This window comes from Nonlabens sp. MIC269, from assembly GCF_001430865.1.
Lineage (GTDB): Bacteria > Bacteroidota > Bacteroidia > Flavobacteriales > Flavobacteriaceae > Nonlabens > Nonlabens tegetincola.
Genome location: NZ_CP011373.1, coordinates 1,254,529 through 1,275,700 on the forward strand (window position 1 = coordinate 1,254,529; position 21,172 = coordinate 1,275,700).

The window sequence follows — 21,172 nt, forward strand, 5'->3', positions numbered from 1 at the left end:
CGTAAAATCAAATATCATAATCAAACTGAAAATCACTCACTGACTAGTTCATCTAATCACCTAACGTTCAAATCATAACCCTTTGAATAGACTCTATGTAATATCTTTGTTGCTATGAGAACAGCGCTATTATCATTTATTGTTTTATTTACTACAACAACATTTCGAGCTCAACAACCAGATTGGATATTTAGAACCCCTATAAAAAACATTTCCGAAATTACGGAAGTTGAAGTGTCACCAGATGGTAGTATATTCTTGTTTGACGAAGTCAATCTTCTTAACCGTATGTATATAAGTGAAAACGCTGGTAATTCTTATAGACTAGAAGGTAATGGACAAGGTTTTGATCTACAGGTCCTGCGTAATGATCTCGCTTACATAGTAAATAGAAATCGAGTTATAAAATCAAATGATAAATTTAGAAGTACTATCAATTATAATCTACCCAGCAGCGGATTTTCTACTTTATATTTTTTGAACGAGAATGAAGGCTATGTTGCTGGTGGTAATGGTAAACTTATCAAAACTATCGATGGTGGTACTAATTGGACTCCTCTTAATGTAGGAACAACTGAAACGATAAGAGACATTCACTTTATTGATAGTAATACCGGATTTGTAGTAGGCGACGATATCACCTTCTATAGAACCGACGATGGCGGTACCACATGGACTAGTATAGCTTTACCTATTCAAAATTTTTGGACCCTAACTAAAATTGATTTTAGAGATTCTCTCAATGGGATAGTTATCGCATCAGGCGGTTTTATTTTTTACACTAACGATGCAGGATTAACCTGGAACCAATCTACATCTGGAACTAACGAGCGACTTAATGACCTGGTTTTTCATAATAATACCTATTACGTTGTGGGCAACGATGGTAATATATTAAGTTCAAATGATCAGGGCCTTTCATGGAACCTACAAGATATAGGAAGAGATGATCTTTTAAGCATTGATGCCAGCGCAACTAAATTGTATATTGGATTAGAAGGAGCTGTACTAGAATCTATAGATGGAACAACATGGAACAGTCATTTAAATGATTTTATACCGAGCTCACTAGAACAAGCCTCATTTGATAATAATGCTACAGGATTAGTAGTAGGTCTAGGTAATAATGGTAGTGCAGTATATAGGGATGTTATGTATCGTACTACAGATTATGGCGTAACATGGGACCGCAAGACAGTTTCTGGCGGCTATAATGCCGTTCATCTAAAGCCTAATGGTGAAGCACTTACTACACGTGGAAATATAAGTCGAGTAAGTTATTCTGATGATTATGGTGACACCTGGATTAACATAACGGGACCTAATATTACCCAACAGTTTATTGCAAAAGACGTTTGGTTAAAATCTAGAGATGACTTTTTTGTCGTAGGTGGTAACTTCTTTGCAAGCGATGGAATTTATCGTTACCAAACTGGTTCTGGATGGAGCCATATTACTACTACAGGTAATACTGAATACATCGTTTTCCTCGATGATTTGATAGGTATTGCGACTAATACCAGTAACCAAGCTTTTAAGACAATTGATGGTGGTGCATCCTGGAATCCTATCAATTACACAGGTGGGAATTTTGAAGGAATACAATTGATTGATGCAAACACATTTTACATAGGTCAACAGGTTTCTTATGATGGCGGACAAACCTTTCAGTACAATAATTTCCCAGGATTTATAGGAACCTTCAAATTCTTTACTCCATCTTACGGAATAGGAATTACAACCTCAACTGGAGATTTATATCTCACAACAGATGCAGGTACCACCTGGCAACTGTTACTGAATACGATTGAGGATGGTGCTGGAAATTACTTTATCACCGAAGAAACGATCTATGGTTTTGGATCTAATAGCGACATTGTCACATTAGATATAAGTGGTTTATTGAACTATGAAAATGCACCAAACACGAGATCTCAAATTGAACTTTACCCAAATCCCGCAAGTGATTACGTCAATATAGCGTGTTTAAATAACATAATAAACAGACTAGAAATTTACAACCTACAAGGTAAGCTTATGAAAAATTGCAAGCTTAGTGCCGATCAATTGAACAACATATCTATTCAAGAATTAGGAAAAGGCGTTTATTTTTTCAGATTATTAAACGATCAACAGGTAATTGAAATACACAAATTGATAAAGAAATAATTTGGTCTAAAGCTTCTGCTTTTATTAAGCTTTTTCATTGTCCGGCAATGGTAATATTTTATTTAAAGCTTCAAATGCTTTATCAACTGTTTTAATATCTGGTATAGTGAGTAATAAACGTAAACCAGCTCTTGTTTGTTTCTCCTTCATCTTAAAATGTCTAGGATGAGATTGAACTGCTTGTAACACCTTTCCAAATGCTGGCGATTGATAAAAATCACTTTGTTGATCACTTACAAAGTAGCCTACAAATTTTCCATTTTTCATGACGATTTTTTCAAGCCCCATATTAGCAGCAATCCACTTTATACGAATACTTGTAAGTAAGTCTTCTGCTTCATCTGGTAATTCTCCAAAACGATCTACTAATTCTTTTCGATAATTTTCTAACTCATCCTCGTTTTCCACCTCATTCAATTTTGAATAAAGCGATAATCTTTCTGTAATGGAGTTGATATAATCATCTGGAAATAATAATTCAAAATCAGTATCTATATTGACATCAGTAACATGTTTTTTATCTACTTCATCCTCGATATAAAGATCCTTGAATTCATTTTCTTTTAATTCAGAAATAGCTTCGGCAAGGATTTTTTGATAGGTATCAAAACCAATTTCATTCATAAAACCGCTTTGTTCACCACCTAAAATGTCTCCAGCTCCACGTATTTCAAGATCTTTCATTGCGATATTGAAACCACTTCCTAAATCAGAAAATGTTTCAATTGCCTGGATACGTTTACGTGCGTCATCAGTCATAACCTCATAGGGTGGCGTTATGAAGTAACAAAAGGCTTTTTTATTACTACGCCCTACTCTACCTCTCATTTGATGTAGATCAGATAAACCAAAGTTATTAGCGTTATTTATAAAAATCGTATTAGCATTTGGGACATCCAGACCACTTTCAATTATGGTTGTTGAAACAAGAACATCAAACTCACCGTTCATAAATGAAAGCATGAGTTCCTCTAATTTTTTACCATCCATTTGACCATGACCTATACCAATTTTTGCATCGGGTACAGATCTTTGAATCATTCCTGCTACTTCCTTTATATTCTCGATTCGATTATGGACAAAAAACACTTGTCCGCCTCTTGAGATTTCATAACTCACAGCATCACGAATTACCTCTTCACTAAAACGAACCACCTTTGTTTCGACAGGATGTCTATTAGGCGGTGGTGTTTTTATAACACTTAAATCACGAGCAGCCATTAATGAGAACTGAAGTGTTCTAGGAATAGGTGTCGCTGTTAACGTGAGCGTATCGATATTTTCTTTAAGGGTCTTTAATTTATCTTTTACTGCAACTCCAAATTTTTGCTCCTCATCAATAATCAAAAGTCCGAGATCCTTAAAACGAACAGATTTATTTACCAGTTGATGGGTTCCTATTACGATATCGATACTTCCATCGGCTAGTCCATCAAGAACTGCTCGTCGTTCTTTTGCTGTTCTGAAACGGTTTAAGTAATCTACCTTCACAGGTAAATCTGACAATCGTTCTTTAAAAGATTTAGCATGCTGAAAAGCTAAAATAGTTGTAGGCACAAGAACGGCGACTTGTTTTCCATTAACCGCTGCTTTAAAGGCAGCTCTTATAGCTACCTCTGTCTTACCAAAACCTACATCACCACAAACCAATCTATCCATTGGCTTATCGCTTTCCATGTCGGCCTTTACATCGGCGGTGGCTGCACTTTGATCTGGTGTATCTTCATAGATAAAACTAGCCTCGAGTTCATTTTGCAAATAACCATCTGGCGCATACTGAAATCCTTTTTTTGATTTACGTTTTGCGTAAAGTTTGATAAGATCAAAAGCAATTTCCTTTACCTTTTTCTTAGTTTTTTGTTTCAGTTTCTTCCAGGCTGGACTACCTAATTTGTAAATTTTTGGTGGTTTACCATCTTTACTTGAAAATCGGGTGATTTTATGTAAGGAATGAATTGATACATACAAGATATCTCGTTCACCGTAAATTAATTTAATGGCCTCTTGTTGTTTACCATTTTGATCAACCTTTTGTAATCCACCAAATTTCCCTATTCCATGGTCAATATGAGTAACATAATCTCCAATCTCGAGCGAGTTAAGTTCCTTTAAGGTAATCGCTTGTTTTTTTGCGTATCCATTTTTGAGATGAAACTTATGATATCGTTCAAATATTTGATGATCAGTATAACATGCAATACGCAAATCATAACTTATAAATCCACGATATAAAGGAGCTACTACGGTTTCATACTCGACGGTAGCATTCATGTCGTCAAAAATGTCATGAAAACGTTTTGCTTGTTGTGCAGTACCACAAAAGATATAGTTCTTGATACCATCTGCTTTGTTAGTTTCAAGATTTTCAATCAATAACTCAAACTGCTTGTTAAAAGATGGTTGTGGCTGTGTCTTGAATGCTATTTCTCCTTGATTGGCAACAAATTCAAAGTGATTATATTCTTTAAGCTGCTTTTTGATAAGCTCAGAATTTGCAAAAATTTCCTGTGGAGTTAATTGACGTATTTCGCCTTGCAAATTGTTATATTCTTGTTCCGCTTTCGCGAAAAGCGAGTCTAATCGACCGTAGAGTAGTTCTAAGTGAAAAGCAAAAATACTAGTCTTATTAGACAGGTATTTAAGAAAACTCTCTCTAGTTTCTTCGAGTTTTTTGTGCTCAACATTTGGAATAATAGAGATTTTTCTAACCTGTTCCTTACTTAATTGGGTTTCAACATCAAAAACTCGAATGGAATCGATTTCATTTCCAAAAAACTCAATTCGATAGGGCTCGTCGTTACTAAAAGAGAACACATCTAATATTCCTCCTCTCAGGGAAAATTCTCCTGGCTCAGTTACAAAATCAACTCTTTTAAACTCGTACTCGAATAAAACTTCGTTAGCAAAATCAACGGTGATTTGATCACCAACCGAAATTTTAAGAGTATTTTTTTCAAGTTCTTTGCGAGTCACAACCTTTTCAAACAAAGCATCTGGATAAGTGACGATTACCGCTGGTTTTTTTCTAGAGTTAATCCTATTGAGAACCTCAGCTCGTAACAATACATTGGCATTGTCAGTCTCCTCAATTTGATAAGGCCTGCGATAACTACCTGGATAAAATAGCACGTGATCTTCTCCTATACTTTGTTCTAGATCATTTAAATAATACGCTGCTTGTTCCTTATCATCACATATAAGTAAAAACGGTTTTTCTGCCTGATCAAAAAGAACCTTTATCAACATGGAATAACTACTACCATTTAATCCACTAATAGTATGATAGCCCTTTGCATCTTGAACTAGGTCATTTAAAACGTTGGTTTGTGATAAGCTTTTAAAACGCTCTAATATAGAAGTATAACTCAAAATCCTTGTATTGAGTCGCAAAGATAGGTCGCTCCCTGAGTTTTAGAAAAGCTTTGGATTGAGTTTAAGAGCATTTAACAGTATCTAGGTTTAACTTGCTTACTATGAAAACATATGATGTATTTGTAATAGGAACTGGAACTGCAGGACAGTTAGTAGCTACTCAATGTGCCAACTCTGAAAAAAAAGTAGGAGTAATCGATATAAGAGAATATGGAGGAACATGCGCCCAACGTGGCTGTGATCCCAAAAAAATTCTTCTTGCAGCAATTGAAGCTCAAAATTTGAGCGGTGACTTAAAGGGTAATGGGATATCTAGAACTGCTACAGCTTCTTGGGAGCAAATGCTGGATCAAGTTGAATCTTATCGTGAAAACATACCGCAGCGTACCGAAAATAAATTTAAAGAAGCTGGGATAGATTGTTACCACGGTAATTCCTCTTTTGTAGATAAAAACACACTAGATATTGAAGGAGAGAAGATATACTCTAAAAAGTTTGTGATAGCAACTGGAATGAAAACTAGACCTCTAGATATTCCTGGTGCTGAATATACGTTGTCCAGTGGCGACTTTTTTTCAATGAAACAACTTCCTAAGAAAGTTCTTTTCATAGGTGGTGGATATATAGGAATGGAATTTGGTCACATTCTTCACAGATTAGGGTGCGAAGTAACCGTACTGCAAAGAGGTGAACGCATTCTAAATCCATTTGAAGAATATACGGTACATCATGCCCAACAGTTAAGTTTAGAGTTAGGAATTTCAATACAACTTAATTCTCAAGCCAGCTCTATTGAAAAGATAGATGATAAACATATTGTTTATTATCATCAAGATGGTGTTCAACATCAAAAAACGGTCGATGTGGTTTTTAACACATCGGGTAGAGTGCCATCCATTGACGATTTAAAATTGGAAAATGCTGGTGTAGTGACAAATCGTAATGGTATCGTCGTAAACTCTAAATTACAAAGTGAGAGTCAAGTAAACTTTTACGCTTGTGGTGATGTAAGTATTAAAACCCTACCCTTAACTCCTTTAAGTGGTATTGAAGCACAAGTAGTAAGTCAAAACATACTAGGGAATAATAAAGAATTAAAAGTCCCAGCAATTCCTAGCGCTGTTTTTATGATTCCTACAATTGCTGGAATAGGCCTTACAGAAAAACAAGCTAAAGAAAACGGGTTAAACTACGAGGTTATTGAAAACGATGCTTCTTCCTGGTTTAATAACAGACGCTTACAAGGAATTAAATATGCATACAAAATATTACTAGATAAAAGTAACAATGAGATTGTAGGAGCTCATATTATAGGTCCAGAGGCATCAGAACAAATAAACATGTTTGCAGTTGCCATGAATGCTGGAATGACATTTGAAAATTTAAAAAACACCATTTTCACGTATCCAAGTTGGGGTAATGATATACGCAGTTTTTAACTTATTATTTTCTTAGAGATTTATATTCCTTGTACTTCATTAATGGACTTGTTTCCTTATTTCTAGAACCATGAATTCCAGCAGCAATAAATAGAACAACTGCTCCTAGCAAAGAAGTATAAGCAATCCATGTAACCTCTTCAAAGTGTCTAACTGCAATAGCTATTAATGCCCATACTCCAACTAATGCAAACTCGCGCATATTACGTTTTACAATCATAAATAGATTGATAACAACTGCTACAGCAATCATTACAATGGTTATTGTAATTTGTTCCTCAATAGTAAAATCAGTCACACTTACAAGATAGGATGCCACATTTGCAATAGTAGCAACACTTATCCATCCCGCGTACAAACATAGCGGCCACCATATAAAAGCAATTATGTGAATAGGAGCATCCCAAATTTCAAGATCCAAACGTTTTATGCATATAAGTAGACTACTTAACAGTCCAAACATTATGAGAACGGATACTAAAATCATTTCTTCTAGCCAAAATGCTACCCATAAGGAACACAAGACGTTTGCTATAAAGAAAAATGGAGCGGTGGTTAAAATGAAGTCAGTTCGGTTTTCAAACTTTTTCTGATTGTTGCTTATCAAATCCGAACTACATAACCTCCTAAGTAAATCCCTATGTTTATCATTAAAAGCATAGTAAAGACCATAAGCGCAAAATATCAATAGGGATAAAAAAATAAGGCCCCAAATGGAAAAGGCATAACTAGCAGGAGTAAACAGGTTATTATATTCTGCACTGAGCTCACCTACATTCTTTCCATTAAAATTACCCGAATTTGCATATCCATTCCAGCCTATTAAAACAACAACTATAATGGCATTGAGTATTGCGTAAAGTTTTCTTCTCATAGTACTAAGGTACTAACAAGAAAACGATAAAGAGGTTTCTTTTGTAAAGGCTTAACGCATTTCAATCACTTCATTGTCGGCAACAACAAATACTCGATCTCCCTTTTTAGGCTGAATAGTATAGGTTCCAGTGAAATCGCCAAATGCTGGCAGGACCATTCCCGTCTCACATACATGAAAGCAAGGTAATTTCATAGATTGTTTTCCGGTGCCTTGTAATTTCACACTAGGGTGAATATGCCCAGCGATATTAAAAAAGCCTTGTTTAATTTCTGGATGATGTGTTAAGAAAATAGCATCCATTCTAATTGCCTCATAGGTCTTTAATCCTATACGGTTGAATTCTTTTTTTGAAATCACATCATGATTTCCCATAATAAGAGCTATATCAGCAGTTTGAAACCTCATCCATTGTTCAAAAAAATGCCATTCAGCATTTTGATATGAGTGAAATAAATCACCTAAAAACCACAACCTACTCGCCTTGTATTTATGAATAAGATTGGTAAGCTTGTCGTATTCTTTATCATCGGCAGTAGCAGGAACTGCCATCCCATATTTTCTAAAATGAGCACTTTTACCTAAATGGACATCGGCGATTAGCAACACATCTTGTTCTACCCAATAAACCGCTCCAGTAGGATCTAATTCAAACCGCTGACCATATATAGAAGCCTGTGTACTCAATCCTTAAAAGTCAAATCTAAGTGCAACAATCAAATTGCGACCTGCAGCAGCAATACCACTAGAGTAAGTTCGATAACGTTGATCGGTTATATTTTCAATAATTACTGTTGCCGTTATATCGTCCTTTAACTGGTAATTACCTCGCACATTAAACGTGTACCATCTAGGTGAATGAGGATTACCATCTTCATCTAGAGCGTACAAATAAGGTCTATTGCGTTGTGTAGGATCTAGATCGTTAAATCCTAACTCTCCATTAAACATCAACCAAGCAGCTGCATTCCATCTAGAGCCAGTTTTCTCAATTTCAAGTCTTCCAAAATCTGGTGCGACATGCCTCACGTTCTCTTTACTACCATCCCCTTCTGTTTGCTCACCATTTACATGAGTATAAGTTCCTTTAATGGACCAGTTATTCTCTAAACTCCATTTACCTGCAACTTCGATTCCCCAAATCCTAGCTTCTTGCCCATTTTGGATAGCAAATACATTTCTAGTTTCGCCTTGATATTCAATTTGATCTTGACCATTAAAATAGAAAGGTCTAGGCACCAAAGCGTCTTTCAAGAAGGTATGATAGCCTGCTATCTCGAACTGTACGTTTTTCCACTTTCTTTTTACACCCAGTTCGGTATTATAGGAGTATTCAGATTCTACGTCAGGATTTGGTACAATAAGAGTTCCCGGATCTGGGTCAAATATTTTTCCAACATCATCTACGTTTGGAGCTCTAAATGCCGTACTAAAATTTGCTCGTAGTTCCCATGATGGATTAGGTAAGTATGTTAATCCAGCTGCACCGGTAAGTGCTCCTGTGTTAACTGTTGCGCTTTGAAAAGGAAAATCAAAAAACCTTTGATCAAAATCTGCATTAAGCCAGATGTGATTATAACGCAATCCAGATTGCAATGTTAGATTTTTTTTGATGCTCCATTGATAGTTAAAATAAGCAGCAAGCGAGCGCCATGAAGCACCATCAGGATATCTAGAGGCCGCAGCTTGGACCTCATTAGTTTCTATATTAACTTCACTACCCTTAGAGTTTACGCGGTTGTGAATAAACTCGACACCATAGAAAAGAACATTATTTTCTCTATCTCGTCGCTCGGCATCTACACTGGTGCTCCAAATATTTACTTGTTCTTTATTTCGGAATAACGAATTACTTTGGAACGATCTAGTATTACGACTTTCTTCAGCTTTTTGAAAGGACTGGCTGATAACCATTTTATCATACCATTTCCCATTACCTCTGTGTGTGGCAACTCCATGTGCGAGTAACCATTTTTGTGGCCCATAATACCATGCCGCATTTCTGGGTTCTCCGCTTTCGCGAAAGCGTGTCAATGCATCATACCTTGAATAGTCACTAGTAGCTGTGTAAATAAGACTGGCATCTAATCGCCATTTTAAACTAGGCTCATAACTTACTTTTTGTAGTAAATTGATTTGATCATAACCACTTGAAATTTGTACTCTGGGGTCTGGATTATCAACTACTACATCCTGCTGATTTGCTCTAGTTTGATATTGTAATCTTAAATAATCGTCGGGACCGTGTTCTCCCATGCGTAGATCATCAAAATAATTTAGGCTTATGCTAGTAGCAGTGGCCCATTGATCACCGTGATAATTAAACCTAGCATGAACGGTATTTTCATTATTTGCCGATGAATATCTTCCCATTACACGACCACTTACCATGGAAGAATCTTGAGCAAATTTGGGTTGTGCTGTATAAAAATTCATTACACCACCTATAGCATCACTACCATACACCACGCTGCCTGGACCTAGAATCACCTCGCTGCGATCTATGCTTAATGGGTCTATTGATATGATGTTTTGAAGGTTTCCTCCTCTAAAAATCGCATTGTTCATGCGCACTCCATCAACAGTAATTAATAATCTATTAGTGGAAAAGCCTCGTATCATAGGACTACCACCACCTTGTTGAGATTTTTGCACAAATACTTGTCCTGTTTGCTCCAAAAAATCTGCTGTGGTTTGTGGTTGATACTCTTGAACTTTTAAACCAGGAATAGCTATTATTTTTTGAGGTATGTCTCTCTCTCGTTGTTCAAATTTTGAAGCAGAAATAACAATAGGATCTATCGTCTCTGATCTAGGTGTAAGTCCTACTAAATTACCATTTGCAATAATTTGATTTTTTGTCAATCGTATAGTCAAGTAAGAAATAGCTTGAAAATATAAATTTTCATCTAGATCAAATTTATCCAGTCTAGCTTTACCATCAATATTAGTATAGGTGCTTAACTTCTTTGATTTATTATAGATGGCAACGTTTACTGCAGGTTCACCGGTCTCACTATTAACAACAGTAACTGTTTGAGAAAAAGCATTAAATGCACTTAAAAAAACTAGTAAAAATATTATTCTAATCAAGAATCAAACAGCTGTTTTAATATCGCCAAGGACGATGGTTTTTTAAAGACTTGCAAATGTATTTGAAAATAGTCGATCACCAAACTAAGTAAGGAATTACGACTAGATCTATTCATTTTTATAGTACCTAGCTCATCAAATTTTATGCCCATAAATTGTTTTATGAGACTGGCTTCACTTTGAGTAGTGTGATTAGGTTGTAATCCATTATCATCAAAAACACCAGTAAGCAAATTAAGGTAGGGTTGGTCATTTGAAGCCTGATCAATACCAAATCCCATTATAACACTTGTATCCAGAAGAACTTTGATAGAAAAATTTGCGACATGATCGGTCACGTCCAAAAATTCAAAAGCGTAGTTTAAATAATCAAAGAGGGATTCATCTGGTTGATCATTTATCAATAACTGACTGAGCACCTCGCTGAAAAACAAAGCAATACTGCCTTTGACAATATCAGTGTGAATATTTGAATACGGTACCCTTACTCGAGCTTCTTTAATATACTCTAAATTACCCTTTCCTTTATGATTGGTTTGAATCTCTAATTGTGTAAGTGGTTGAAAGAAAGAAATACGTAACTTGCCTTTGCGCGATTTGCGCACTCCTTTTATCATATAGGATTGAACTCCTAATTCACGAGTGAATAATTTTGCTATGATATCACTTTCACCATATTTGATCGTAGAAAGCACGAGTGCAGCAGTGTTTACTAGCATACTGGTTATCTAATAATCATCAATTTAGTAACCGTCGTTTCTATATTATCATCGGTTGAAATGAGAAGTAAATAAACGCCACTAGCAACTTTTACTCCACCAAAATTGCGTTGATCCCAGGTAATGCTTCCACCTTGAGAAACTTCCTCGTATACTAGATTACCTTCTACATCGGTAATTTTTACGCGTGCACGATCTGTCAATCCATCAATAGTGACATTACCATTGAATCCTGGCCTAACCGGATTAGGGAAAACGAAAACATTTTCTAAATTTTCTCTAGGTTCACTAGAACGATCACCTTGAAAAGCTACAATACCGTTGTTCGTTGCAAAATATACTTTACCTGTAGCACCATCTATTGCAATATCATTAATCACATCACTAGGTAATGGAGAATTTTCCTTTGTAAATTGAAAAATTGTTTCCCTACCACTAGGCGAAAACAGGAAAGCACCTGATCCTGCGGTAGCTATCCATTTTCTATTGTTTCCATCAATTTCTATGTCCAAAATGGTCACACCATCTAACAACTCTCTAGGAATATTGTTTGAATCCTCAATAACTATTGGTCTAGCATCTGTCACTTGATCTTCAAAAATACTATTGGCATTAAACAATACTCTTAAACCTAGATTTGAGCCTATCCAAAGTGCATTATTTTGATCCAGTCGTACAGCACTTACATAATTATTGACCAAGTTACCTTCTTGAATATTCTCATTTAAATTCCCAAAGGTTCCATCAGTTGGATTATAAGCATATAATCCGGCTCCTGTGGTACCAAAAAACAAATTACCTGTGCTAGAAACATCTATTTTTGTAGCGCTGGTTAATTCTAATTCTCCAGGATAAGGCACCGAAAAATCAACGGCAGTCCAATTATCTGTAGGAGATTTTCTATTAATAGTAGTATTGGTAATAGAATTAAGAACCCATAAATCACCAGAATTATCAAATACACTGCTAGGAATTCTTGTACCGTTATTTGGGTTTCCTCCAATTTGAGTCATTGATGTATTACTCTCAGTAAATTGCTGTACCGCAACATCATCTGTAAATTCAATTAGGCCGTCAATCATTGAATTTAAATAGACTTGATTTGTATTTGACGGGTTTATTGTAATACTTGCGATAGAACGAGCGTTTAAAACATCGTCAAATTCATGATTAATCCAAGACTCATTCACTAGGTGAGAGACTCCAAAGGATTCTAGTGGAAACGGATTATAAAAAATATCATAGTCGCCATAAGCTACCCATAATTCATTAGGAACAGCACTTATCGAGAAAGCAGAATTTCTTGATGGTCCATCAGCAAGAACCTGTTGTGCGCTTATAATATTTGATTGATCAAAAATCAACATACCGCTATTTTGTGTTCCTAAATAAAATTGAGAAGTATCAATCACACCTGCATTATAATTAAAAGATTCTCCATTTACCAGATCAACAGTACTTACTATATTCAAGTTAGTATCATAAAGAAACGATCTATTATTCCCTACAAATAAAATAGTAGAATCAGTAGTATCAACATCTTTAACCGGTTGAGGTACTCTAATTCCTGTAGATACTAATGAAGATCCGTTATATCTAAATATGAATCTACCTTCAGTCACGGCGTAAATTTCACTATCAAACGGAAAAACCTCAACCCAAACATCACTGTTTGTCTGGGTCCAATTTGCAAAATCAATTAGAAAAGGATTTGTGATATCGGCAATTCTAAATCCTCCATCCTGTGTAGCTGCAAAAAGCGTGTTATTTGATATTGCTATAGAATTTACTTGTATTTGACTTCCATTATCTCCTATAAAGTATGTGTCATCAAACTCAAGGTCTTCAAGATTATAAATTGCAATACCAAAGTTTGTCGCGATGTAAAGCAAATCACCTCGCTCAAGAAACTCATTGACTCTTTTATTTTCTTGAGAGATTATTGCTTTGTCTCTTATAGCTACCTCGGTAGTGATATCTCCAGTAGACTCTACAATCTGTAACAATCCATTTTCAAATGCGATCACTAGCACATCCTTATCCTCGCTATAAAATATTTGACTAATTCGTTCACCACTCAAACCATTGATAGTAGTGATAGTAGAAATTTCTCCTGAAGCTATATTGTACGTAAAAATTGAATTGGAAGCAGCTGCATAGATGACTTCATCAGTACGTTCTAGATCTATAATTTCATTAAATGAGAAAAAGCCTTCCCATGAATTTTCGAAGTTTTGAGCCTGAAGCCTAAAAGACAATACAATCAGTAAACTAAAAAAGAAATATTTCATATAGAAAGGATAACGCTATTTTTAAACCTTGCGTATTTATTTATACAAAAATAGGTATAAGAAAAAAACCCTGAACCATTGCTGGTAAAGGGTTTTAAAATTTAGGATTTGAATTACGCTTTCGCGAAAGCGTAATCACTAAAAGCGATATTATTAAACCACGCCTTGTGCTAGCATTGCATCAGCAACTTTTACAAAACCTGCGATGTTTGCTCCTTTTACATAGTCTACAAAACCGTTTTCATCTTTACCGTATTCAACACATTGTTCGTGAATACTGTTCATGATGTCTTTAAGCTTGTTGTCTACCTCTTCTTTAGTCCAGTTGTATCTCATTGAATTTTGAGACATTTCTAGTCCTGAAGTTGCAACACCACCGGCGTTACTTGCTTTTCCTGGTGAAAAAAGGATTTTATTATCAAGAAATACCTCAATAGCTTCTGGAGTACAAGGCATGTTTGCTCCTTCACCAACTGCTTTACATCCATTCTCAACAAGAGTTTTTGCCTCGTCACCGTTTAACTCGTTTTGAGTAGCACATGGTAAAGCGATATCACACTTAACACTCCATGGACGATCTCCTTCATGGAAGGTAGCATTTGTGTACTTATCAGTATATTCTTTTATACGACCTCTCTTGTTATTTTTAAGGTCCATAATGAATTCTAGCTTTTCTGTATCTATACCGTCTTCATCGTAAATATATCCACCTGAATCTGACATAGCTACTACCTTACCACCTAATTCTAGAATCTTCTCGGCAGCAAACTGTGCTACATTTCCAGAACCAGAAATCACTACAGTTTTTCCTTCGATTTTATCATTTTGAGTGGCTAGCATGTTTTGAGTAAAATATACGTTACCGTATCCTGTAGCTTCTGGGCGCATAAGCGATCCACCATAAGACAAGCCTTTACCAGTAAGTACACCAGTAAACTCGTTACGTAATTTCTTATAGTATCCAAATAGGTAACCGATTTCTCGTGCTCCTACTCCAATATCTCCAGCAGGCACGTCAGTATCTGCTCCTATAACGCGTTGTAGTTCTACCATAAAACTTTGACAAAAACGCATTACCTCACGGTCTGACTTTCCTTTTGGGTTAAAATCAGAACCACCTTTACCACCACCCATAGGCAATGTAGTAAGGCTATTTTTAAATACTTGTTCAAAAGCAAGGAACTTAAGTATACTAAGATTTACCGATGGGTGAAATCTTAATCCACCTTTGTATGGTCCAATAGCACTATTCATTTGAATACGGTAACCACGGTTTACCTGTACATTACCTTGGTCATCGGTCCATGGCACTCTAAACATGGTTACACGCTCTGGCTCCGCCATACGTTCAAGCAAATTATCTACTTGGTACTTTGGATTTTTTTCGATGAATGGGATTACAGCCTCTGCAACTTCAGTTACAGCTTGAATGAATTCTGGCTCATTAGGATTTTTACTCTCTATAAGGTCAACAAATTCTTGAACTTTTTTTTCCATTATTGATATATAAATACGTTTAAGAAAACGTTTTCGTTAACGATGCAAATATAGGATAGTCCATTTACGTGAATGCATTTTTAGGTTATTTTTAGGTATGCGAGCATAATAAAAAGTAATAAGGATTGTAGTTCGTCTATGGGATAGGTTATGTTTGATTGATATTTGCGCCGTGAAAGCCTAATTAACTCATAAAGTGGTATATATTTTTATATATTTGACGCATTACAAAGTCTTCCTACATGACACCAAGTATTAAGAAAATTCTAGTCCTTCTTCTATTTGTAACATCATTGCAAAGTATAAATGCTCAATTGGGATTCTCTCACGAACTAGGTTTTATAACTGGACCTGTTGCTTTTCAAAGTGATTATGGAGAACGATATGATTTTGACACTAACTCAGGTAATGTAGGTATAGGTGTAGGACTGGTACATTACCTTAATTTTGCATATCGAGCAGACTGTAATTGTTATAGTCGCGACACATACTGGAATGATCATTTTAAAATAAGAAGTGAGGCTAGTTATCACGTTACCACTCTTAACCATTTAAGTGAGCTTGCTGACAGACCATCAATAGCTGGTTTACAATTGCGTTCAATGGAAGGTAAAGCAAGAGTGTTTGAAATAGGAGCCCATTTAGAATGGTTTCCTTGGAGTATAAGAGATTTTCAATCTGGAAGCCCAAAGGTGGCTCCATATTTAGGTTTTGGTGCACATTATGTAAGTTATAGACCAGAAGCTACAAGCTCCCTAGGACCCTTAAACAATCCTATTACAACGTATCCAACTTTTTTAGATCGTATAGACACATCGCAAGGTAGCGCTATTGCGCTAGTAGGTGATATAGGAATGAGATATAAACTTGGACCATTAAGTGACTTATTAATCTCTTCTAAATGGCATTATTATGTTAATGATAACTACGTAGACGGTCTAAGTCCTTCAAACGAGAACAACCGTGCCAATGATTGGATATGGTGGTTTAATGTTGGATATATTTTGTATCTATAATTTTAGATAACCTGTAATCTAAAAACGATTAACGCTCTAATTCAATATTAGGATCCCAAAACACCTCATCAAGGTTTTGGACTTGATCATCAATTATATCTAGCCCTTCATTTTCTAATAATTGTTGCATAAGGTTTGTACCAGGAAAATGGTGTTTACCTGTAAGAACACCGTTACGATTCACAACTCGTTGCGCTGGCACATCATCTTGTGTGTGACTGCTATTCATTGCATATCCAACTACTCTACTACTGCGAGGCGCTCCTAAAAATCTAGCAATAGCTCCATAACTAGTAACCCTACCTACTGGTATTTGTCTTACCACATCGTATACCTTGTTAAAAAAATCGTCTTTAGAAGATGTCATCTCTCATTTTAATAAGTGAAACCAGTGCTATCAAGAATGTCAATCCACTTAACAAATAATTGATATTTCTTGCAAAATTCACACTATCAAACCCGAACTTCTTGACATACTTCACATAGGCCAACAACATTAAAAAAGTCCCTAGACAGGCTCCAAATATGAAAAAATGAGCAGTCGGTGATTCAAATTTGAATAAATCTCTATCAGCCAAAAAAGAACTAAACCCTATATAAAAAGGAATAGGAAATACATTAAGTGTAGAAAGAATAATACCATGACCTAATAACTTATAGCCAGATTTTTCAACTGCCTTTACTTCAGTAGCTGTATCTAATCTAGCTTTAATAAAAAAGAAAATAGATAAAGCAAAGAATGCAATAATAGCAAACCGTTCTAGAGCAATTAGCACTTGTTGATTATCCGTAAGAAGCTTTGAAAAAAACACACCTACATAGACCTGGGCCACAACAACTAGTGAAGCTCCTACACAAAATAAAACCGCAGCTCTACGACCTTGATTAACACTAATTTTTGCTGCAGTCAGATTTAATAATCCTGGTGGAATAACACCTATAAATCCAACTGAAAAACCAAAAACAAAGTGCCAAAATGAATCCATTACTTAATCTTAAATTTCAAATAAGTAATAGGCTTTCCTACTTCTAAGTATTGTTTTTCATAAAAGGTTTGTGTAGATACTACTTCTTCAGGAGCCTCAGTATTTGAGTAAATATCATGATGAGCATAAAGAATTTCATCACCACGACCATGTAACAAACCTATGGTGTAGCCGTGCATAAACTCTGAATCCGTTTTCAAGTGCATCACACCGTCTTCCTGTAGAACATGCTTGTACTTGGCTAGAAAAGCAGCATTTGTCATGCGGTGCTTAGTGCGTTTGTATTTAATTTGAGGATCTGGAAATGTAATCCAGATTTCTGCTATTTCCGCTTTCGCGAAAGCGGAATCTACTAATTCAATTTGAGTACGTAAAAAAGCTACGTTATCTAATCCTTCTTCCAGAGCAGTCTTTGCACCACGCCAAAATCTAGCTCCTTTTATATCTATACCTATAAAATTACGATCTGGATATTTTCTTGCTAGTGCAAGAGTGTATTCACCTTTACCACAACCTAATTCAAGAGTTATGGGTTTATCATTACCGAAGTGTTCATTCCACCTTCCTTTAAGAGTAAAATTGTTTAACATTTCACCCCTAGTAGGCTGAATTACATTGTCAAAGGTCTCATTTTCTTTAAATCTCTTAAGCTTATTTTTACTTCCCAAATACAATAATTTAAAGGTTACTTAATGCCTACAAAGATATCAGATTCCAACTGTTAGGTATCTTTGATTCGTGCGAAATTACAAAAACATACTTGTTGCTCCACTTAATTGGGGATTAGGTCATGCCACTAGATGTATACCTATTATCAATGCGATTATTGATAATGGGGACAGACCAATTATAGCAAGTGATGGCGACGCACTTAACCTGCTGAAAAAGGAATTTCCAACTTTAACGTTTATCGAGTTGCCTTCCTATGAGATATCCTATCAAAACGAGCGAGGATCTTTAAAGTTGAAGTTGATCAAGGATTCTCCTAGAATATGGCAAGCCATAAGATCTGAACATAAAGCATTGCAGCACCTGATTATTAAGTATAAACTAGACGGAATAATTTCAGACAATAGATTAGGGCTTTATACTAATCTAATTCCTACTGTATTCATCACTCATCAATTGCAGGTTTTATCTGGAGGAACCACTTGGTTAAGTACACAATTGCACTTACACTATATTAAGAAGTTTGATCAATGCTGGATTCCTGATGTTAAATCTTATCCTAATTTAAGTGGGAAATTAAGCTATAATGAGGATAGTGATTTAAAGAAAATCTATTTGGGTCCACTATCTCGTTTTGTACCAAACAACGTTCAAAGTCACACGTATGACTTAATGGTCTTACTATCTGGACCAGAACCACAGAAATCAATTCTAGAACGTCGTTTAAAAAAAGAGTGTGAAAAGTTCAATGGTAAGGTTCTTTTTATTTCTGGTAAGGTAGAAAAAGAACAGACTATTATTAAAAGTGGACACATTACTTATTGCAACTATCTAGACACACAGGGATTACAGAAGGCCTTTGACAGAAGTAAATTAATTTTATCTCGTAGTGGTTATACTACCGTAATGGATTTACAAAAATTAAAAAAGAAGGCTTTTTTCATTCCAACACCAGGTCAATTTGAGCAAGAATACCTCGCAGAACATTTACAAAAAGCTGGATTTGCTCCTTATTGCAATCAGGATGAGTTTGACATCAATATGCTTAAAATGGTAGATGAATATAAAGGACTAGTTGAGAGTTATTCTTCAACTACCTCAATATCTTCTAGCCTGGAAGAAGCTTTTTCTAGAGTAAATGAAAACTCAGACCCGATACCTAATTCACTGTCAACGTAGATGCTTTCTCGATGAGCGTCGATAATATGTTTAACAATAGCAAGTCCTAAACCAGAGCCTCCTTCTTTACGAGAACCCGTTCGGTCAACCCTAAAAAAGCGCTCAAATAACCTAGGAACAAACTCCTTGTCAATACCTTCTCCATTATCAGTCACTCTAACAATCACCTTGTTATTTACTAGATCTTCTATAGCAATCTCAGTAGTTCCATTGTTTCTCCCATACTTGATGCTATTTACAATCAAATTAGCAATTACTTGCTGAATACGTTCTTGATCGGCTCTTACCATTATTGGTGAATCGTAATTCATATCTAGGGCAAGCGTAATATTTTTTTTACCTGCCTTCATTTCGAACTGATCAAAGACTTGTTTTATCAAGACAACAATATCAAATTCTTTTTTATCCAACGACATATCACCGACCTCTAGTCGAGTGATCATATCCATGTCATTAATAATATAAGTAAGACGCTCTACTCCTTTTTGAGCTCTTTGCAGGTATTTTTTCCTAATTACCTTGTCTTTATGAGCGCCATCCAAAAGAGTGTCAATATAGCCTTGAATAGTAAATAACGGAGTTTTAAGCTCATGAGAGATATTACCTAGAAACTCTTTACGATAATTCTCACGCACCTTTAAAGTTTCGATTTCTATTTTTTTCTTACGAGCAAATTTTTCAACTTGATTTTTCAAGGTCCTCATATCGGTAGTCACTGGTTGCTCGATAAGAGAAGTGGATTCTAAAATACTTATCTCATCATATATTTTTTGAATACTCTTGTAAATGTATTGTTGTGCCCTGTATTGAACAACCAAAAAAGAAATTAGAAAAAGTAAAAATGGAAATACAATACAAAATACAAGAGGTAATTCCGGATGAAAGAGAATCTCGTATAAGAGAATAAGAATAGCTGCAATACTGCTTATAAATAAAGATGATCTAAAAGCAAACCTATAACTCTTTCTATTTTGAGAAATTGGATTGTTATTTGACATATTTATAGCCTACTCCTTTTACGGTTTTAAAGCTCTTCTCTCCTAGTTTTTCTCTTAATTTCCTAATGTGAACATCTATAGTGCGTCCTCCTACTACAACCTCATTTCCCCAAACGACATCAAGAATTTCTTCTCTTTTAAACACTTTACCCGGATTACTTGTAAGCAAAGACAATAATTCAAACTCCTTTCTAGGTAGAATCATTTCTTCCTTCTTGTAAAAGATTTTGTATTGATCTTTATCGATTACTAAATCACCAAGTTTTACCACATTTTCATCAGACTCAACTTCCTTTATTTTTCTTCTAAGTAATGACTTTACCTTACTTATGAGTAATCTAGGTTTAACGGGTTTTGTAATATAATCATCAGCACCTGCATCAAATCCAGCTATCATAGAGAAGTCCTCGCCTCGAGCAGTGAAAAAGGTAATGATAGAATTATCCAATTCAGGGATTTTTCTCATTTTTTCACAAGCTTCAATTCCATCCATAATAGGCATCATAACGTCTAGTATGATAAGATCCGGCTTCTTTTTCTTGGCTTTTTTAACACCTTCATCGCCGTTCTCTGCCGTGTAAACCTGATATCCTTCATTCTTAAGATTATAACCAACAATCTCTAGGATATCTGGCTCATCATCTACTATTAAAATCTTCTCTTTTAAGTCTTTCATGTTGAATTGTAAGTAAAGTTCGAAATTATATCGAATGGTTTAAAAGCGTTTTAAGGTTGTGTTAGGTTTAGGTTAATTTAAACCACGTGGAAAATTACAATTATTATAGCAGACTTGAAATGAGGAAGTTTGGAAAGAATTTCTTTCAAATGTTATCTTAATATTAAATCCTAGATTATCAAACAGATACCTTA

General features: G+C 35.4%; 16 protein-coding genes. 4 read left to right on the plus strand and 12 right to left on the minus strand.

The window, feature by feature from the left end; genetic code table 11:
• Window positions 1-114 precede the first annotated feature (114 nt).
• Window positions 115-2,169 (plus strand): YCF48-related protein, encoded by a 2,055-nt coding sequence (locus AAT17_RS05960; RefSeq protein WP_060523271.1) that lies wholly within the window; start codon window positions 115-117, stop codon window positions 2,167-2,169.
• Between the two features lie 24 nt (window positions 2,170-2,193).
• On the opposite strand, the gene mfd is transcribed toward AAT17_RS05960, so the two are convergent.
• A complete protein-coding gene (gene mfd / locus AAT17_RS05965; protein ID WP_253279801.1) occupies window positions 2,194-5,445 on the minus strand; it encodes a transcription-repair coupling factor in 3,252 nt (1,083 codons plus the stop codon).
• Window positions 5,446-5,642: 197 nt separating this feature from the next.
• Between mfd and AAT17_RS05970 the strand changes: the two genes are divergently transcribed.
• Window positions 5,643-6,980: an NAD(P)/FAD-dependent oxidoreductase gene (locus AAT17_RS05970; RefSeq protein ID WP_060523273.1), complete on the plus strand. Its 1,338-nt coding sequence runs from the start codon at window positions 5,643-5,645 to the stop codon at window positions 6,978-6,980.
• A gap of 4 nt (window positions 6,981-6,984) precedes the next feature.
• Here the strand turns inward: AAT17_RS05970 and AAT17_RS05975 are convergent, their stop codons facing one another.
• From AAT17_RS05975 to gdhA, 6 genes are all read right to left on the minus strand, one after another.
• Window positions 6,985-7,854 (minus strand): hypothetical protein, encoded by an 870-nt coding sequence (locus tag AAT17_RS05975; RefSeq protein WP_060523274.1) that lies wholly within the window; start codon window positions 7,852-7,854, stop codon window positions 6,985-6,987.
• Window positions 7,855-7,905: 51 nt separating this feature from the next.
• A complete protein-coding gene (gene pdeM, locus AAT17_RS05980) occupies window positions 7,906-8,541 on the minus strand; it encodes a ligase-associated DNA damage response endonuclease PdeM (protein WP_060523275.1) in 636 nt (211 codons plus the stop codon).
• A 3-nt stretch (window positions 8,542-8,544) separates the two neighbouring features.
• Window positions 8,545-10,947, minus strand: coding sequence for a TonB-dependent receptor (locus tag AAT17_RS05985; RefSeq protein WP_060523276.1), 2,403 nt, complete (start codon window positions 10,945-10,947; stop codon window positions 8,545-8,547).
• Window positions 10,944-11,666, minus strand: a complete 723-nt coding sequence (gene recO / locus AAT17_RS05990) for a DNA repair protein RecO (RefSeq protein WP_060523277.1) — start codon at window positions 11,664-11,666, stop codon at window positions 10,944-10,946. The genes AAT17_RS05985 and recO overlap by 4 nt, the downstream gene beginning before the upstream one ends.
• A gap of 5 nt (window positions 11,667-11,671) precedes the next feature.
• Window positions 11,672-13,957 carry a T9SS type A sorting domain-containing protein gene (locus AAT17_RS05995; RefSeq protein ID WP_060523278.1) on the minus strand — a complete coding sequence of 762 codons (2,286 nt, stop codon included), beginning with the start codon at window positions 13,955-13,957 and terminating at the stop codon, window positions 11,672-11,674.
• Between the two features lie 153 nt (window positions 13,958-14,110).
• The gene (gene gdhA / locus AAT17_RS06000) at window positions 14,111-15,454 is read right to left on the minus strand and encodes an NADP-specific glutamate dehydrogenase (protein ID WP_042276168.1); all 1,344 of its coding nucleotides are present in this window, start codon (window positions 15,452-15,454) and stop codon (window positions 14,111-14,113) included.
• A gap of 242 nt (window positions 15,455-15,696) precedes the next feature.
• On the opposite strand from gdhA, the gene AAT17_RS06005 reads away from it, so the two are divergent.
• Window positions 15,697-16,470, plus strand: coding sequence for a hypothetical protein (locus tag AAT17_RS06005; RefSeq protein ID WP_060523279.1), 774 nt, complete (start codon window positions 15,697-15,699; stop codon window positions 16,468-16,470).
• 28 nt (window positions 16,471-16,498) lie between these two features.
• Here the strand turns inward: AAT17_RS06005 and AAT17_RS06010 are convergent, their stop codons facing one another.
• From AAT17_RS06010 to trmB, 3 genes are read right to left on the minus strand one after another with little or no spacing between them, the layout of a single operon-like run.
• Window positions 16,499-16,837 carry an MGMT family protein gene (locus tag AAT17_RS06010; RefSeq protein ID WP_042276173.1) on the minus strand — a complete coding sequence of 113 codons (339 nt, stop codon included), beginning with the start codon at window positions 16,835-16,837 and terminating at the stop codon, window positions 16,499-16,501.
• Window positions 16,824-17,456 carry a LysE family transporter gene (locus AAT17_RS06015; RefSeq protein ID WP_060523280.1) on the minus strand — a complete coding sequence of 211 codons (633 nt, stop codon included), beginning with the start codon at window positions 17,454-17,456 and terminating at the stop codon, window positions 16,824-16,826. Before AAT17_RS06015 ends, AAT17_RS06010 begins: the two co-directional genes overlap by 14 nt.
• Entirely contained in the window at window positions 17,456-18,124 is a 669-nt protein-coding gene (trmB, locus tag AAT17_RS06020) for a tRNA (guanosine(46)-N7)-methyltransferase TrmB (RefSeq protein ID WP_060523281.1), read from the minus strand. The genes AAT17_RS06015 and trmB overlap by 1 nt, the downstream gene beginning before the upstream one ends.
• 70 nt (window positions 18,125-18,194) lie before the next feature.
• Here trmB and AAT17_RS06025 point away from each other — a divergent pair, with 70 nt between their 5' ends.
• Window positions 18,195-19,304, plus strand: a complete 1,110-nt coding sequence (locus AAT17_RS06025; RefSeq protein WP_042276180.1) for a glycosyltransferase — start codon at window positions 18,195-18,197, stop codon at window positions 19,302-19,304.
• Here the strand turns inward: AAT17_RS06025 and AAT17_RS06030 are convergent.
• Together AAT17_RS06030 and AAT17_RS06035 are read right to left on the minus strand one after the other, a co-directional pair.
• On the minus strand, window positions 19,208-20,302 hold the full coding sequence (locus tag AAT17_RS06030; protein WP_060523282.1) for a cell wall metabolism sensor histidine kinase WalK: 1,095 nt from the start codon (window positions 20,300-20,302) through the stop codon (window positions 19,208-19,210). The genes AAT17_RS06025 and AAT17_RS06030 overlap by 97 nt on opposite strands.
• Window positions 20,292-20,978 carry a response regulator transcription factor gene (locus AAT17_RS06035; RefSeq protein ID WP_042276185.1) on the minus strand — a complete coding sequence of 229 codons (687 nt, stop codon included), beginning with the start codon at window positions 20,976-20,978 and terminating at the stop codon, window positions 20,292-20,294. Before AAT17_RS06035 ends, AAT17_RS06030 begins: the two co-directional genes overlap by 11 nt.
• Between the last annotated feature and the right edge of the window lie 194 nt (window positions 20,979-21,172).

Bases quoted from the DNA above. Each gene is read 5' to 3' on its own strand.
- AAT17_RS05960 (WP_060523271.1), top strand. From the start codon at position 115: ATGAGAACAGCGCTATTATCATTTATTGTTTTATTTACTACAACAACA.
- AAT17_RS05970 (WP_060523273.1), top strand. From the start codon at position 5,643: ATGAAAACATATGATGTATTTGTAATAGGAACTGGAACTGCAGGACAG.
- AAT17_RS05975 (WP_060523274.1), bottom strand. From the start codon at position 7,854: ATGAGAAGAAAACTTTACGCAATACTCAATGCCATTATAGTTGTTGTT.
- recO (WP_060523277.1), bottom strand. From the start codon at position 11,666: ATGCTAGTAAACACTGCTGCACTCGTGCTTTCTACGATCAAATATGGT.
- AAT17_RS05995 (WP_060523278.1), bottom strand. From the start codon at position 13,957: ATGAAATATTTCTTTTTTAGTTTACTGATTGTATTGTCTTTTAGGCTT.
- gdhA (WP_042276168.1), bottom strand. From the start codon at position 15,454: ATGGAAAAAAAAGTTCAAGAATTTGTTGACCTTATAGAGAGTAAAAAT.
- AAT17_RS06005 (WP_060523279.1), top strand. From the start codon at position 15,697: ATGACACCAAGTATTAAGAAAATTCTAGTCCTTCTTCTATTTGTAACA.
- AAT17_RS06010 (WP_042276173.1), bottom strand. From the start codon at position 16,837: ATGACATCTTCTAAAGACGATTTTTTTAACAAGGTATACGATGTGGTA.
- AAT17_RS06015 (WP_060523280.1), bottom strand. From the start codon at position 17,456: ATGGATTCATTTTGGCACTTTGTTTTTGGTTTTTCAGTTGGATTTATA.
- AAT17_RS06030 (WP_060523282.1), bottom strand. From the start codon at position 20,302: ATGTCAAATAACAATCCAATTTCTCAAAATAGAAAGAGTTATAGGTTT.
- AAT17_RS06035 (WP_042276185.1), bottom strand. From the start codon at position 20,978: ATGAAAGACTTAAAAGAGAAGATTTTAATAGTAGATGATGAGCCAGAT.